General features: G+C 58.8%; 10 protein-coding genes. 2 read left to right on the forward strand and 8 right to left on the reverse strand.

Going from position 1 to position 16,455, the window contains the following annotated elements; all coding sequences use genetic code 11:
- Positions 1-116: 116 nt before the first annotated feature.
- From recD to AB2B48_RS13515, 8 genes are all read right to left on the reverse strand, one after another.
- Complete coding sequence (gene recD, locus AB2B48_RS13480) at positions 117-1,955, reverse strand: exodeoxyribonuclease V subunit alpha (RefSeq protein ID WP_368299389.1); 1,839 nt, start codon at positions 1,953-1,955, stop codon at positions 117-119.
- Positions 1,952-5,491, reverse strand: coding sequence for an exodeoxyribonuclease V subunit beta (gene recB, locus AB2B48_RS13485; protein WP_368299390.1), 3,540 nt, complete (start codon positions 5,489-5,491; stop codon positions 1,952-1,954). The genes recD and recB overlap by 4 nt, the downstream gene beginning before the upstream one ends.
- The gene (gene ptrA, locus AB2B48_RS13490; RefSeq protein WP_368299391.1) at positions 5,488-8,373 is read right to left on the reverse strand and encodes a pitrilysin; all 2,886 of its coding nucleotides are present in this window, start codon (positions 8,371-8,373) and stop codon (positions 5,488-5,490) included. Before ptrA ends, recB begins: the two co-directional genes overlap by 4 nt.
- A 153-nt stretch (positions 8,374-8,526) precedes the next feature.
- The gene (gene recC / locus AB2B48_RS13495) at positions 8,527-11,898 is read right to left on the reverse strand and encodes an exodeoxyribonuclease V subunit gamma (RefSeq protein WP_368299392.1); all 3,372 of its coding nucleotides are present in this window, start codon (positions 11,896-11,898) and stop codon (positions 8,527-8,529) included.
- A gap of 12 nt (positions 11,899-11,910) precedes the next feature.
- A complete protein-coding gene (locus tag AB2B48_RS13500; protein WP_368299393.1) occupies positions 11,911-12,231 on the reverse strand; it encodes a prepilin-type N-terminal cleavage/methylation domain-containing protein in 321 nt (106 codons plus the stop codon).
- On the reverse strand, positions 12,216-12,620 hold the full coding sequence (locus tag AB2B48_RS13505) for a DUF2509 family protein (protein ID WP_368299394.1): 405 nt from the start codon (positions 12,618-12,620) through the stop codon (positions 12,216-12,218). Before AB2B48_RS13505 ends, AB2B48_RS13500 begins: the two co-directional genes overlap by 16 nt.
- Positions 12,617-13,171 (reverse strand): prepilin peptidase-dependent protein, encoded by a 555-nt coding sequence (locus AB2B48_RS13510; RefSeq protein WP_368299395.1) that lies wholly within the window; start codon positions 13,169-13,171, stop codon positions 12,617-12,619. The genes AB2B48_RS13505 and AB2B48_RS13510 overlap by 4 nt, the downstream gene beginning before the upstream one ends.
- A complete protein-coding gene (locus tag AB2B48_RS13515) occupies positions 13,165-13,623 on the reverse strand; it encodes a prepilin peptidase-dependent protein (RefSeq protein ID WP_368299396.1) in 459 nt (152 codons plus the stop codon). Before AB2B48_RS13515 ends, AB2B48_RS13510 begins: the two co-directional genes overlap by 7 nt.
- Positions 13,624-13,976: 353 nt before the next feature.
- On the opposite strand from AB2B48_RS13515, the gene AB2B48_RS13520 reads away from it, so the two are divergent.
- A complete protein-coding gene (locus AB2B48_RS13520; RefSeq protein ID WP_185667953.1) occupies positions 13,977-15,131 on the forward strand; it encodes a mandelate racemase/muconate lactonizing enzyme family protein in 1,155 nt (384 codons plus the stop codon).
- Positions 15,124-16,407, forward strand: coding sequence for an MFS transporter (locus AB2B48_RS13525; protein WP_368299398.1), 1,284 nt, complete (start codon positions 15,124-15,126; stop codon positions 16,405-16,407). Before AB2B48_RS13520 ends, AB2B48_RS13525 begins: the two co-directional genes overlap by 8 nt.
- Positions 16,408-16,455: the final 48 nt, after the last annotated feature.

Below are 16,455 nucleotides of genomic sequence, written 5' to 3' on the forward strand. Positions count from 1 at the left end.
CTCGCCCCTCTGGGGAGAGGGTTAGGGTGAGGGGATTGCGGGCTCGGCGTTAAACCCTCACCCCAGCCCTCTCCCTTAAAAAGGGAGAGGGGGCAGTCCGAGCAAATCTTAAGACCCTATTCCATCTCTGCAAAAATCGCCGACAGGCCGCTGCGCCGTTCGGTACGCGTGGCGATTGCCTGCATAAGCAGATTTTTATCGGCGTACATCGACAGCCGCGCTTTCGCGCGGGTAATCGCCGTATACACCAGCTCACGACTCACTACCGGGACAATCTGCGTCGGCAGCACCAGCGCGGCGTGGGTGAACTCGGAACCCTGCGATTTATGCACCGTCATCGCCCAGGCGGTGTCGTGCTCCGGCAAGCGGCTTGGCTGCACCGATTTAATGGTGCCATCCGGCATCGGGAACCAGACGCGCATACCGTCACCGCGATCCAGCGCCACGCCAATATCACCGTTAAACAGCCCCAGCGCGCTGTCGTTACGCGTAATCATCACCGGACGGCCTTCATACCAGCGAGAATGACGCTGCGGCACTATCTGCCGGTGGCGCGTCAGCAGCTGTTCAAACTGTTGGTTAAGCCCGCTCACGCCCCACGGCCCTTCGCGCAGCGCGCACAACAACTGGTATTCGCCAAACGCCGCCAGCACGACCTCAGGGGCGGCTTGCTCGCGTAGCAGTTGAAGATAGTGGCCGTAACCCGCTCGCGCATCGTCGAGCATTGCGGCGTAGTCGTCAGTCGAGTGCTGCGGTTTCAGTTCAATATCGCTAAAGCGCCGGGCAAACACGGCATCGATCTCTTTCTTATCGCCCCGGTTCACCGCGCTGGCAAGCTGGCCAATACCTGAGTCGCTGCCAAAGCGATAGCTGGTTCGCAGCAGGCAAAGACTGTCGCGTAACGCCCCTGCCATCTGGCCGTCACCGGCGGGAACCGTGGCCCCGACCAGGCGGCTAAGCTGCGCGGCGCGCTCTACCGTATAGCCCGCGTTCACCCAGCTACAGATATCGCCGAGCACCGCTCCGGCCTCCACCGACGCCAGCTGGTCGCGGTCGCCGAGGAAGATGACCCGCCCGTGCGGCGGCAGCGCGTCAATCAGCCGCGCCATCATCGGCAGGTCAATCATTGAGGCTTCATCCACCACCAGCACGTCCAGATGCAGCGGGTTTCCGGCGTGGTAGCGCATCTTCTGGCTACCGGGCTGCGCGCCCAGCAGACGGTGCAGCGTGCTGGCATCGGTTGGCAGCACCGCTTTTTGCGCGTCGGTTAAATCAAGTTTTCGCAGCGCCGCGCCCAGCGATTCCGTCAGGCGCGCCGCGGCTTTACCGGTTGGCGCGGCGAGGCGAATACGACACTTCTCCGTTCCCGCCATCTGTACCAGCGCCGCCAGCAGTTTAGCAACGGTGGTGGTTTTCCCGGTGCCGGGGCCGCCGGAGATAACCGAGATACGGCGCGTCAACGCCACGGCAGCAGCCACTTTTTGCCAGTCGATCGTATCGCTTACCGGGAACAGCGCGTTGAGCGTTGCCGCAAGCTGGGCTTCATCGACGGCAAACGGCGCGTTGGTTTCGCTAAAGAAGCGCGCCACGGTGAGTTCGTTGCGCCACATGCGGTTGAGATAAAGCCTGCCACGGCTCAGGATCAGCGGCGACGGCCGTTCCCCACCGCTAACGGCCTCAGAGCTCAGCAATAGAGTCTCCCAATCCTGCGGCACGTTCACTTCGGCAAACAGCTGCTGCCAGAGTTCGCGGACGCGACCTTTCGGCTGCATAGAGGGGCTGAGATGGGAGAGCGGCAAACAGACGTGCCCTTCCCCGGCGTCGCGGCTCAGCATCGCAGCGGCGAGCATCACCGCCGGATGCTCATCTTTTGCCACCATCAGCGCAAACTGCACGTCGAGCGGGCGCAGCAGCTTCTGCTCGGCGGCTTCCAGTAAACGTTGTTCGAGCGTCATACGTTGCTCTCCTCTCCGGCAAACAGCGCGTCCATTGCCGTTATCAGCGCCGGGTCGGGCCGGGTGGTAAAGATTCCCTGCTGCCCCGCCTCGCCGTCCACGCCGCGCAGGAACAGATAAATCACGCCGCCGAAATGACGCTCATAGTCATAGTCGGCCATGCGATGACGCAGGTAGCGGTGCAGCGCCAGGCTGTAGAGCTGATACTGCAAGTCATAGCGGTGAGACTGCATTGCTTGCGCCATCGCCTCTTGGGTATAGGCTTCGCCGTTTTCGCCAAGCCAGTTGGACTTGTAATCCAGCAGGTAGTAGCGGCCATCGTGGCGGAACACAAGGTCGATAAAGCCCTTCAGCATGCCGCGCACCTGGCGGAAATCCAGCTCCGGGCAACCTGCCGACAACGGGTCATAGCGGCGGGTCACCGCGTCCAGCGCACGCGCGTCCAGCGTTTGGCTGATGGGCAGATAAAACTCCATCTCCACCTGTTTTTGCCGCTCGCTAAGCTGGTTAAGCGCAATGCCGATATCCGCCAGCGGCGCAGCCAGCACCTGGGTTATCCAGCGGGTCAGCACCGGCTCCCACGCTTCATCAAAGCCGTTGTTTTGTAGCTTTTCACGCATCCATTCCGGCGACACCGGCTGGGTAAAGTCGAGGTCTTCAAACAGGCTATGCAGGAAGGTTCCCGGTGAGGCGCCGCGCGGGAAGTGATGCGGCGTCATTGCCAGCTCGCTTTGCGCTTCGGCAGCGCCCGAGGCGTCAATATCGATACGCGGCAGCAGGTCCTGCGCCACGCTATGCCCGCGCTGCTGTAAGCCGGAGTAACTGGTAACACGCCAGTCATCAACCACGCGGCATAGCACCTGACGCGCCGCCAGATCAGGCATCTCTGATTGGGTCGCCTGCCAGCGAGCGTCGTCCGGCGCGGTCGCCAGCGTCAGGGAGATGTGTTCGTCGCACACGGCCTGCAGGCAGGCGTGTAGCCCGGAGGCATCAAGCACTTCGCCTTTTTGCAGCAGCCTTCCCGGCGCGCTGTGGTGTAATTCCGTGTCGGTCGGTTTATCGCTGCGCCGGGCAGTTAGCGGGGCGATACCCAGACTGCAATGCCAGATGGCGCGCGTTAAGGCCACATACAGCAGGCGCAGGTCTTCCGCCAGACGCTCAGCCTCCGCTAGCTCCAGGCTCTCGTCGCTTTCGTTAAGATCCAGCACCGCTTTGAAGGATTCGCGGTCGTGGTAAAACGCCTGTTTCTCTTTGCGGAAACGGGCGATAAACGGCAGCCAGACCAGCGGGTACTCCAGCCCTTTTGACTTGTGAATGGTGACTATCTGCACCAGGTGTTTATCGCTCTCCAGACGCATCTGCTGACTGGAGGCATTGGTGTCCGGTTCGGCAACCTGCTGGTTCAGCCAGCGCACCAGCGCATGCTCGCTTTCAAGCTGGGTGGCCGCTTCCTGTAGCAGCTCGCTCAAGTGCAGAATATCGGTTAAGCGCCGCTCGCCGCCGTGGGTCGCCAGCAGGTTTTCTGCCATTGACCGCGCGCTCATCAGGGCGCGAATCATCGGCATCACGCCGCGCCGCTGCCAGATAAGACGGTAGTCGCTAAACTCTTCCACCAGCGCATCCCAGGCGTTTTCGTCCTGATTCAGTCGTTCAATATCCTGTGCGTTCAGGCCAAACATCGCCGTTGCCAGCGCGCTGCGCAGCGTGTTTTCCCGTTCAGGCGTCAGCACCGCCTGAAGTACCCACAGCAGTTCCTGCGCTTCCGGGGTTTCAAACACGCTGTCGCGGTTGGAGAGGTAGACCGACGGGATCGACAGCGCGTTCAGGGCATCACGGATTAGCGACGCTTCCTGGCGGTTACGCACCAGCACGGTGATATCCGACGCCTGTACCGGGCGAGCGTTATCGCCTCGCCACAGCAGCGCGCTCCCCTGCTGGCCGCCGGTCAGCCAGTCGCGAATTTGCGCCGCGCACTGCTGAGCCATAAAGTTCTGATAATCCCCCGCGCTGATGCCTTCGCCGGGCATCAGCCATAGGTTCATCGCCGGCTGGTTTTCGCCGTCAACTTCGAAGCGTAGTGAGGCGTTTTTGGGTGCGGATTTTACCGGCAGGAACGGAATATCACGAAACATAAAGGGGTTATCAACCAGCCCAAACAGGCGGTTGACGCTTTCGACCATCCCCGGCGCGGAGCGCCAGTTGGTGTCGAGGGTATAGTGAGCCGCTACATCGCTGCGCGCGCGCATATAAGTAAATATATCCGCGCCGCGGAAGGCGTAAATCGCCTGCTTCGGGTCACCGATAAGCAGTAGTGCGGTGTCCGGTTGCTGCCGCCAGATACGGCGGAAGATGCGGTACTGCTGCGGGTCGGTGTCCTGGAATTCATCGATCATCGCCACCGGGAATCGCTGACGAATGGCGGCAGCCAGCGCGTCGCCACTGTCACTCTCCAGCGCTTCATCAAGGCGGCTGAGCATATCGTCAAAGCCCAGCTCGCCGCGTCGACGTTTTTCGCGAGCAACCGCTTCGCGGATCTCTTTCATCGCCTGGGCGATCACCAGATCGTTAAGCGTCAGCGGCGTAGACAATAAATTCTCGATGGCGCTGAACAGCGGATGAGTAGGGACTTCACCGCCCGCTTTGGTGCGCTCGGCGAGGAACGTCTGACTGAATTTTTCCAGTGCGTCGGGCAACTGGTAGTTTTTGCTCTCTTCCTGCGCCCAGGTGCTGATCTTGTCGATCCACTTACCCTGATTGCCGCGGTTGAACTTGCGCCGGTCGATGCCGGAATTTTCCAGCAGCGCATCCAGCTCGCCCACGCTCGCCAGCCAGTGACGTTTGATCTCGGCGATGTGCGCGAGGATCTTCTGGTGACGTGACGCTAGCGTTTCGGCGTCGCCGAGCGGTATTTTAAGCTCTGGCGCTTCACCCTGCAGATAGCGGTCGATAGATTTAAGCAAGTCCTGCGGCCCTTTCCACGACTCGACAATCACCTGTGCAATTTCGCGATTGAGCGGGTAACAGTGGCGTCGCCAGAAGTCGGCGCAGGCCTGGTAGCGGAGCTGGGATTCGTCTTCAATCAGCTGCTGCTCAAACAGCATGCCGGACTCAAAGGCATTCAGGCTCAGCATGCGCTGACAGAAGCCGTGGATGGTAAAGACGGCGGCATCGTCCATCTGGCGCTCCGCCAGCAGCAGAACGTTGGCCGCCTGCTGGAGGTCGTCAATTTCCGCCAGCAGGCTGGCATAGAGTGGATTATCGGTAGCGTTACGCAGACAGGCAACGCGCAGCTCGTGGATATTGCTACGAATACGCCCGCGCAGCTCTTCGGTGGCAGCCTCGGTGAAGGTCACCACCAGCAGTTCTTCGACGTTGACGGGCCGAGGAAAGGCGGCTTCGCCGCCCAGCCCCAGCAAAAGCCGCAGGTAGAGTGCGGCAATGGTGAAGGTTTTTCCGGTGCCCGCAGAGGCTTCAATCAGGCGCTCGCCGATAAGGGGTAAGCGCAGGGGATCAAGGGACTCGGCGGTTTCGGTCATTCGTCTTCTCGTCGTAAGGGTAAGGTTTGCTGCAACTCAGTAATGCTCTGCCACACTTTCCAGCCTTCAGGGTGCGCGTAGTCGGTTTTACCATTCTGGCTACCGGAGACCTGCGACAGCACCGTCATGCCCTGTGGAGCAACCACGGTCTGGTGGAAAAAGTCGGCCAGTTTTTGCGGCGTTAACAGCTTAATCTGGGCCACTACTTTAGCACGTGAATCAAAGGCCATATTACCGCGATCGAAATCTTTGCTCAGCTGCGAGGCTTCATCGCTCAGGGTTTGCGGTGCCTGCAGCATGTCTGCCACCACCGACTGCTGGATCTGAGCAAACTCTTCCGGTTTCATCGCGCGCAGTTTCTGCTCGGCGGTCGGGAAGAAGGCTTTGAAGCGCTGCCACAGGAACGACGGCTGCTTGTCGTTACTTTGCAGCAGGAACCCCATCCCCCACTGGCGGCCGACGTTCATCGAGAAGGCAAAGACGGCGTAGCCTAACTGTTCTTCGGTGCGCAGCTGCGTGTAGAACCACGGCTGGACGATTTGCGCCAGCATGGCGCTCGCCGCCGAGCTTGAGAATTCATCAACGTTTGGTGGCACAAACACCGCGGCCAGCGCCGAGTCGGTGCTGGCACCGGCTTTCTCAAAGATGACGTTTTGCTGTTTATCGACCAGCACATCTTTGTTGCGACACCATTCGCTGCCGTTAGCGCCAAGCTGGGTCTGGATGCTGCGCGCAAGGGTCGTGGACTGGTCAGCGCTCAGGTTGCCAATCACCATAAATTCTGGACGCGCCCCGGCTTTCAGCCGATCGCGGTAGTCCATCACCTCTTTGAGCGTAATTGACGGCAGCAGCGCTTTGCGGTCTTCGCGCTGGAAATAAGGCACCTGCGACACCATCTGCACCGGCATAATCGCTTGTTCGTAGGCTTTGCCTTTATCGGCAGAGTCCATCATCTGCAGGTACCAGGATTTCGCCTGTTCCAGTTGCTCTTCGGTTGGCGTGTAGCTGAAATAGCCCTGCAGCAGGGCGTCAAACAGCTGCGGCAGACGCTGGGTGTAGCCGTTAGCGTTGAGCATCAAGCCGTTATTAGCGCCGGTTGAGAAGCTGATCCCGCCGACGGCAGCCTGGTTGCTCAACTGATCGAGTGCAATACCGGCCAGGTAGTCATTCAGCGCAAACATCACCTGGTTACGGGCGCTGTCCATCGCTTTCGGGTTACGCAGAATCAGCGTGATATCAGCCTTCGGTTCGCTGGCAAAATAGCGGCTCGGCATATAGACCAGACGCAGGTTTTGCTCATCAACAATCAGCTCCGGATGCGTGTACTTTTTCTCGCTTTTAATCAGCGTGAAGTCGTCAGGAATATACGGGTTGAGCTGCGGCAGATTGAGCGTAATACCGCTGGCAGCTTTCTGCCATTTGGCGAAGGTGTCCGCGCTGATTTTATCCACCTGATACGGCGCCTCAACAAAGTAGGCCGTCTTGTTATGCGGTTCGTTCGGGCTGATATACCAGATGCGCGCGTTCTGTGGCGTCATCATTGCCAGACGGTCTTTTACTGCCTGCGGGTCGTACTGGTCGGCAATGTTCACCGCATCGAGGGTATGTGCGACCGGCACGCGAATCATGGTGTCGGCCAGCCATTCGACATAGCCCATATCACGGGTGATGGACGGGTAGCGGAAATCGAGGTTCAGCACGTGCGCCAGCTCGTCAAAGTCGCTTTTGTCGATGCCTTTCTGGCGCAGCGTATCAAGATAGCTAAAGATAGCGGCGACCACTTCATCGCGGTGCGCTAGCCCTTTGTCGGTTAAGGTGGCGGAAATCGCCAGCACACCGCTGTTGCCGTTCACCACCGGATCGGAGTCTGCGCGAATGCCCTCTACCAGCCCCTGCTTTTGCAGCCAGTCGGACAAGGTGCCCGGCGTGCGGTTGCCGATAAGATAGGTGATCAGCTCGTCGGTTTTGCTGCGGAACTGCGCGGAGTTGTTATCGATGCGAAATTCCACGCGCAGCACTTTACGCGGCAGCGCTGGCACGTAGTGAATGATAATGCCTTTCTGCGCATCGGTGACCACCGGGACGGTGATTTCCGGGCGTTCGATAGATTTGTTCGGCACACGGCCGTAGGTTTGCGCCGCAATCTGCGCCAGCTCAGGCAGCGGTTTGTTGCTGTAAATGACCGCCTTCATCAGGTTCGCGGAGTAGTACTTATTGCGAAACGCCAGCAGCGCTTCATACACCGGGCTGTCAGGCTTGTCGCTCAGCGTTTCGAGGTTACCGCCAGAGAAGCGCGCGCCGGGGTGAGCCGGGTTGATGGTTTCAGCACTCACCTGCGCCATGCGCATACCGTCGCGAGTACGCGCCATAGTCAACTCAGCATTGACAGCGTTACGCTCGCGGTCGGCGTATTTCTTTTCCAGCAGTGGTGCAGCAATGGCGTCCGCCAGGCGGTCTACCGCCCCCTGCAGCGCATCGTTTTCCACTTCCAGATAGAACGCGGTGCGATACGGCGCGGTACTGGCGTTGTGGCTGCCGCCGTGCATTTTTAAGAATTCAGCGAGGTTGTCAGGCTGCGGGTAGTTTTTCGAGCCCATCAGCGTCATGTGTTCGAGGAAATGTGCAAGGCCCGGATGCGAGTCAGGATCTTCCAGCGAGCCGACGGGCACCACCAGCGCCGACAGCGATTTCACCGCCTGCGGATCGGAAACCAGCAGGACGACCATCTTGTTGTCGAGCGTAATCGCTTGATACTGACGGGTGTCTTTTTCGCTTTTGCGGATGGTTTCCTGAATCGGTTGCCATCCGGTTTCTGCCTGACCTACGGTCGCCCAAAAGGCGGTGACGAAAACAACAATACTCAACCAGATACTGCGGGGCATTCACGGACCTCACCATTAACAGATACTTCAAAAATCAGCATGCTCTTGTGGGCAGTTTCAGCCTCAGCTTACCGCTTCGTCTGCTGCCACTCATCAGTCCGTGACTTGTGCGCATAGTAAATGAACCGATTAACTTGCGCAATTTTTATACAGTCAGGATGACTGGTTAAACCTAAATACGGGCAGCAGATACGGCGTCGTCTGCGCGATAATCGCTTCATACTGCGCAGGTTCCAGGGTGCGCCATAAACGCTGATACCAGACGTCGGCCCCTTCGCCGCTCACCACCATATTGCCTTCGTAAGCCTGTAAAAACTTGCTGCGCGCTTTCTGCAGCGAGTCTTCGTCTTCTAAGATGGCATCATTTTCGGCATCGTAACAGGCTTTTATCCATGCGCCGCCGCTCTCCGGCAGGAACAGCAACGGCTGACACATCCCCTCACGATAACCTGCAACCAGCTGTGACAGATAGGCTTTGGCCTCCTCGGCCGCCAGCGGCGGGAAGCACCACTCCCCGTCTTTGCGCAGCAGCAGACGGCTTTCACCTGCTCCACCGCTAGCACAGTAGACAAGGTGTTCCAGCCAAAGTTGCATTCCCTGTGAAACGCTAAGCAGCGAAGGCCGCCAGCGCAGCAGGCCATTTTCCTGAACCTGCGGCAGCCAGCCGGTGATATTCACCCCGTCGCAGTCGAGGTCAATTTCCATGCTTTGCCCGCTACGACGATACTCAATCACCCGGCTCGCCAGCGCGCTCATCTCCTGATGCTGAGCCTCCCAGGCTATCTCGCCAAACGGGCCGTAGGGCAGTTCACCAGCGGCACGATAGCGGCGGTACATCAGGCTGGCATCCTGTTGATCTATCAGAGAATTCAGCAGCTGCTGGTTGAGCTGGTAGCGCGTCAGCCCTTCCAGGGTGAAGGGCTCGGTATCGGGAATATCGCTCTCTTCGTTACGGAAATTAACCTGCAGGCGCATCTGGAAAAAGGCGCGCACCGGGTGCGCCCAGAAGCGCTGAAGCTGTTCGAGCGGCAGCGTGGTTAATGCGAGTGGTTCCAGCGGCTGGATAAAGTCGGAATGCGCTTCGCCCTGCTGGCTTGCCGCCGCCAGCCACTCCTGGGCATAGCTTTGCTGCTCACCGGCTTTGTAGTTGTCGGCATCAAACGGCATGCGCGGGTGCAGATGCATCACGTGACGCTTCACGCGCTGCTCGCTTTCGTCACAGTTGAGCGCTTCATCGCCCTCCAGGCAGTGGCTCTGGCCGATATAGTCCATCAGTTCCTGTACCAGCACCGACGGGTAGCGTTCGCTGTTATCCTGAATGGAACGGCCGATATAGCTGATATAGAGCGCTTTCTCCGCCGACATCATTGCTTCAAGGAACAGATAGCGGTCATCGTCGCGACGGCTTCGGTCGCCGCGTACCGGTTTCTGGCTCATCAGGTCAAAGCCGAGCGGCGCCAATGCGCGTGGGTAAATACCGTCGTTCATGCCCAGCAGGCACACCACTTTGAACGGGATGGAGCGCATTGGCATCAGGGTACAAATGTTAATTGGGCCAGCCAGGAAGCGCTGGCTGATGCGTTCCTGATCGAGGCGCTGCGCCAGTTCGTCACGCAGCAGCGTCAGCGGCACCTCACCGGCGTACTGCGACTGCACGCCCTGGGCGATAATCGCCTGCCACTGCTGCTCAATCAGCGCCAGAGCGGCTTCGGTGTCCTGATCCGGCAGGAAGAAGTCGTTCAGCATCTCACGGCATACCGGCAGCCATTCCTCCAGCGAACGCGCCTGCGTTAGCACCTGCCGCCAACGATTAAGCTGCATCAGCAGCGAGGCCAGATGCCCCACCAGTTCGGCAATCAGGCCGCTGGACTCGTCATACGGCAGCACCTCCTGCCATTCGCCCTGCTCGCTTTCCATCGCGTAGCCCAGCAGCATACGCGTGAGGCCAAAGCGCCAGGTATGCTGCCCGGTAGCCGGCAGGTCCATTTCGCGGACGTTATCGTCGTCCATACCCCAGCGTACGCCGGATTCGCTAACCCACTGACGCAGATGAAGCAGGCCCGCCTCATCAATGTTGAACCGCGCCGCCAGTACAGGCACATCCAGCAGCGCCAGCACGTCTTCGCAGGTATTGCGGCTATCAGGGAGTGACAACAGAGTGATAAACGCCTGCATCGCCGGGTGAGCCTGACGGGCGCGACGGTCCGAAATAGCGTACGGCAGATAGCGTTCACCGGTGGCGCTGCCAAACACGGCCTGAATGAACGGACTGTAGCTGTCGATATCCGCCACCATGACGATAATGTCGCGCGGCGTCAGCGTCGGGTCGGCCTCCAGCATCGCCAACAGGCGGTCGTGCAACACTTCAACTTCACGCTGCGGGCTGTGGCAAACGTGGACGGTGAGGCTGCGGTCATCTCGCGCCAGCGAGCGCTTGTTGCCGCTGTGGGCAAACTCTTCGGCGGTGCGCCCGGCAACGGCGGAGTTTTTCAGCTCCAGTACGTCGTACTGGAGGTTGTGTAATAGGTTGTCGGGTTCGATATCGACAAACGCATCCAGTTCCTGATAGCGCTCAAGCCCCGCCAGCAGGTAGATATAGTCGCGCCCCAACTTGCCCCAGGAGGCTAGCATCGGGTTGCCGACGTCTTGCTCACCGTCGTCGTTAAACAGCCCCGGCGCGTGGCTGGCATCCTGGAACAGGGGTAGTTCACGCTGTTCACGGTAGTGGCGACGCTGGCGCGCCATCAAGCGGGCCAGAAACGCCGGGTCTTTAATATCGCCCCAGTAGTAGCGGCACGGGTTGGTGAACAGCACGTAGATATCGACGTGTTTGCCCAGCGCCTGTAGCGCGTGCAGGTAAACTGGCGGCAACGCGGAGATACCACAGATAAAGACGCGCGCCGGCAGGCCTGCGGGCGGCTCGTTGCTTTTTTCCAGGGTGTCGATAAAACGCTGATAGAGGTTGGCACGATGCCACAGCGGCTGGTCCAGGGCGGCGGTGTGCTCAACCAACGCTTTCCACAGCGGTGCTTGCCACACCTGCGCCTCGCCCACGCCGTCGACTAACCTTCCCGCTTCCCACTCCGTCAGCCATTGAGGGCGGTAAACCAGATACTGGTCATAGAGGTCAGCGACGCGGGAGGCTAGCTGGAACAGCTTGCGCTTGTCGGCATCGTCAGTCAGATAGTGGCGCAGCGGCGTAAAGGCTTCATCATCCAGCATGCCCGGCAGCAGGGTCATCAGCTTCCAGCTCATGCTCTGTTTGTTAAAGGCGCTCTCGCCGGGGATTTCGGGCAGCACGCGGGTGAACATGTCCCAGATAAAGCTCGCGGGCAGCGGGAAGTCGATATTCGCGGCAATGCCAAAGCGCTGGGACAGCGTCATCTGCAGCCACTGCGCCATCCCGGTACTTTGTACGAGGATCATTTCAGGCTCGAAAGGGTCCGCCAGGCGGTCCTGCTCAACGATGAACTCCATCAATGCTTCCAGCACGTCCAGACGGTTGGAGTGGTAGACCCTTAACATATTCGCTCCTGACTACTGACTGACCGGGCAATGCAGGCGGGACATGCGCCCCTGCTTACCCATTGGGGTGGTAATAGTAGCATTGATGCTGACACAACGTTGTGACGATGTCTGTCCCCGCTGACTCGCCCAGCCCACAGGCAGTGCCAGTGCCTGCTGCTGCGTTTGCCCCCAGGCATAGCGCCACATCTGCCGGTACTGATTAAGCTCAAGGCTGCTGGTTGCCAGCACGCGATAATAACCGCCGAGCGCCGTGACAACGCTGACCATCAGGAACATCGCCAGCACCACTTCCGGCAAGCTAAAGCCTCGCATTTTCAGGGTGTCTGGCATCGCGTCGCCTCCTTTAACGGGCAAAAATCGCTCCAGCCATGCGCGGAAAACCGAATATTTCCCGCCGCCCAACTTCCCGATTGCCAGAGCATGAACGCCTCGTTTTTGGCCACCAGAAGCAGCGTGCCGTCATCAAAGAGCCGCAGGCAAACCCGCGTTATGCCTCCATACACCAGGCATTGCGCTCCGGCCTCTGCCATCCAGTTCTGGCCTTTTCCCCACTGCAACGCCGTATGTACCTCCGCGGTACGCTGAAGCGCCCGACTTTCTGCACTGACGCTCGCAGTCTGCTGCCGCAGTGCCTGGTTCAGCCCTTGCAGCATCAGGCTGCCGGTAACCAGCAGCATCAGCACCATCGCCAGCGACGACACCCCGCGCTGGCGATTCACAGGTTGTACCCCGTCACCCCATACTGCGCGCTGGCGGCAACTCCGCCCGTCGCCGTGGCCGATAAGCTAATCAACAGTTCCGGCGGAAACCCGCTGATGGTCTGACGCGATACCTGAAAAGCTGTAACGGTCGCCGTCGCCGGGTCGGTCATCTTATCCCAGCCGCTGCCGCTACAGGCTTTCACCCCACGCAGCGTCTCCAGCACGCCGGAATTCAGGCGAAAGCCAATGCTATCGGCGTTCTCCGTCGGCGACGTTTCCCAGATACCGTTGCTGTTGCCATCCCAGCGGGCGATAACACACTGCCCCTGCTCCGCGATGTGCAGCGCTTCTCCCTGGCAGCTTTCGCCACCACAGTAACCCGCACGTTGAAGATGCTTTGCCACCGTATAGACGCTCTGCCAGAGATCATCCTCCAGCGTTTGCTGGCGTATTTGCAGGAATATTCCCCGCTGCAGCGCGGGCTGGAAGCGAGAAGCCCCCAGCAGCAACACGCTGCTAATCGCCATCGCAATGAGCACTTCCAGTAGCGAAAACCCGCGCATCAGCATGTTCCCCCTTCGCATAGCCGCACTCGCCCCCCGTTTGAGATAACTACCGTCCAGCGACCCACGTCGCTAACCAGCGTTACGTTGCCCGCCCATGCGGTATTCCGCAGGCCAAAAAAGGCCAGGTTAGGCGTGATATGGCTGACGCTCACCTCCTCCCACATCGGGCGAAATACGGCGGGATTACCCGTTGGGCAGCCTGCCAGAACCGCCTCATCGGCCACCACGCACCAGCCGCTTTCGTGGCGGTGTAGTCGGAAGAGACGATCGCGGTTATGCCAGTTGGCATCGCTGCGCATCGCCATCAGGTAGCCGCGCAGTTCGCTGGCGGTTTGCCATAGCCGCTGCGACTGCTGCCAGCGGTGCCAGCCGTACAGGCCCGTTGCGCTGAGGATAAGTACCAGCGTCAGTGCTACCAGGGTTTCAATGAGGGTATAGCCCCGTTCTCTGTTCATGGCGGGCAGTATGCCGCGCGGGAAATCAGGTCACGAGAGCGATATTTGGATTTTACGAGCCTCCTTCAGCGGAATTTTCACGCTTACTAACATGCCCCTCGAAAAATGGATATCGCCGCGCAAAACGGCGACTGATACGCAAAATACGTTCCTTTCGCTTATCCATACATGCCGCGAATGGTCAATCTGCTTAATGCAAAAGCTGTGATAACTCGCACACAAATCCCAGCTATCGCCCAATTCTTGGCGAAATTTCACGCAAATCTATTGGCATCTGCATAAAACACATTAACGCCGTTTACGTGATAATAATTTTGCTAAGTCTTACCTCTACGAAAACACCCGGAATAAAAATGAAAATAGAAAAAATTGAAATCATCCGGCTCGCCATTCCTTTCGATTCCGGCAGGGAAAAGAATGGCCCGGAGCAACAGGATTATAATGCGGCCTCATCAAGGGTGACGAAGATGGAAACCCTGCTCGTTGCCGTCTATAGCGATACGGGGCTCTGCGGCTGGGGTGAAGCGTTCGGCCATCTGATTAACCCCGTCACCTTTACCGCGCTGGAAAGCGCCGTTGCCCCCTTCTTCATCAACCGGCACGTTGATTCCATTACGGGAATTGCAGCGCTAATGAAAGAAGCTGAGCAGGCCTTCCACGGTTTCGGACGCACTGGCCCCGTGCGCTATGCGCTGTCGGCTATCGATATTGCGCTGTGGGATCTGTTCGGCAAGCAGGAACAAAAACCGCTGTGGCAGATACTTGGCGGCAGCCGCAACCACATTGGGCTTTACCCTAGTCTGGTGAGCTATGACAACAAACCGGAGGCAGTCGCCCGTCAGGTCTCTCAGGTTTTCGCCCGGGGCTATCGCGAAATTAAGCTCCATGAAACAACTCGTGAAGCGGTTGCCGCCGCGCGTGAAGCGGTAGGAAACCAGGCTGAGATCATGGTTGATGTGAACTGTCCGTGGAGCGCCGAAGAGGCTTTCCGCCAGGCAGAATCATGGGCAGGGCTGAACCTGAAATGGCTGGAAGAACCTGTCTGGCCGCCGGAAGATACCGATGCGCTGACGTATGTCCGCACGGCGGGCATCCCGCTTTCTGCCGGGGAAAACGCCGCCGGAGATGGCGACCTTTATCATCTGATGGCTTCCGGCGCCGTCGATATTATCCAGCCAAGCGTCACCAAAGTGGGCGGTATTACCGCCATGCTGCGAGTGTTTGAACAGGCGAAACGCTACCCGGTAACGGTGATTCCACACTGCTTCTACTACGGCGCGGGCATGATGGCGGCCGCGCAGCTTGTGGCGCTGCTGCCCGAAACGACCCGTCTGGAGGTGCCCTGGTTACAGTGGACGCCACAGCTTCATCCCTTCCTGAATTTCCAGCCTGAGATGGTGCTGCCGGATGCGCCGGGTATTGGTTTTACGCCGGATGCCCAGGTGCTGAAAGATTACCGTATTGGCTTCGCCGTTTGCTCCACCGCGAAAGGAGAACATCATGTTTAAAAATCGCTATCGCGTGATTGTCGCCCTGCTGCTGTTCTTTGCCGGTATGCTGAACTATATGGACCGGGCCGCACTGTCGGTCATGGCGCCGCTGGTCAAAGCAGACCTGCATATTAACGATGCACAGCTTGGTTTTTTATTCAGCTGCTTCTTCGTCGGCTACTGCCTGTTCTGCTTTATCGGCGGCTGGGGGGCTGATAAATTTGGTCCGCGTAAGGTTTACGCCTGGGCGGCCACCATCTGGTCTATTTTCTGCGGTATCACTGCGCTGGTCACTGGTTTCTGGCAGCTGCTGATTGCCCGTGTGCTGTTCGGTATTGGCGAAGGGCCAATGGGCACCACCACCAATAAATCGATTTCTAACTGGTTCCCACGTAAAGAAATTGGCCGGGCAGTTGGTTTCACTAATGCCGGACAACCGCTGGGAGCCGCCATTGCTGCACCGGTAGTTGGATTAGTCGGGTTAGCATTTGGCTGGCGGGTGGCGTTTGTGGTCATCGCCCTGATGGGTATTCTGTGGGTTTGCGCCTGGCTGTGGCTGTTCCGCGATAAGCCTGAAATGCACCCTTCAGTCAGCCCGGAAGAGGCGCTGCTTATTAGCAGTCAGCGTCCTGCTACCACCGTGGTAACTGGAACCAACGTACAGTCGGAACACACCTTCTGGCATTATATCCTCTCGCCTGCGGTACTGGGTGTGGCGGCGGCGTTCTTCTGCTTTAACTACATTCAGTACTTTTTCCTCTCCTGGCTGCCGAGCTACCTGACCGACTTCCAGCATCTTGATATTAAGAGCATGAGCATCATCGGTATTCTGCCGTGGCTCGGCGCGACGCTTGGCTTCCTCGGCGGCGGGATGGTCTGCGATGCGCTGTATCGTAAGAGCGGGAATTTCCTGCTCTCTCGTAAGCTGGTGATTTTTATCGGGCTGGCCGTGGCTGCGGTTGCCGTGCTGGCCACCGCATATACCCAGAGTCTGTTTAGCGCGGTGGCCTGCATTACCGTTGCCACTGTTTTCGCCTATATGACACCGCAGGCCTGTTGGTCTCTGCTGCAGGATATTGTTCCAGCCGACCGCATTGGCACTACAGGTGGCTTCGTGCACTTACTGGCAAACCTGGCGGGGATTATGTCTCCGGCGATTACCGGTCTGCTGATTCAGTACGGCGGGGGGTATCATTCGGCCTTTATTCTGGCGAGTGTGCTGGCGGTGGTGGGGATTGTGGCACTGGTTGCGCTGGTGCGTCCGCCGCGACGTGAAGCGTTAACAACAGCCTAATCCGTCACGTTAACGTAAAAAAAAACGGCGCAGAGTGCGCCGTTTTTT

Origin of the sequence: Kluyvera sichuanensis, from assembly GCF_040930405.1 — a bacterium.
In the GTDB taxonomy this organism is placed as follows: domain Bacteria; phylum Pseudomonadota; class Gammaproteobacteria; order Enterobacterales; family Enterobacteriaceae; genus Kluyvera; species Kluyvera sichuanensis.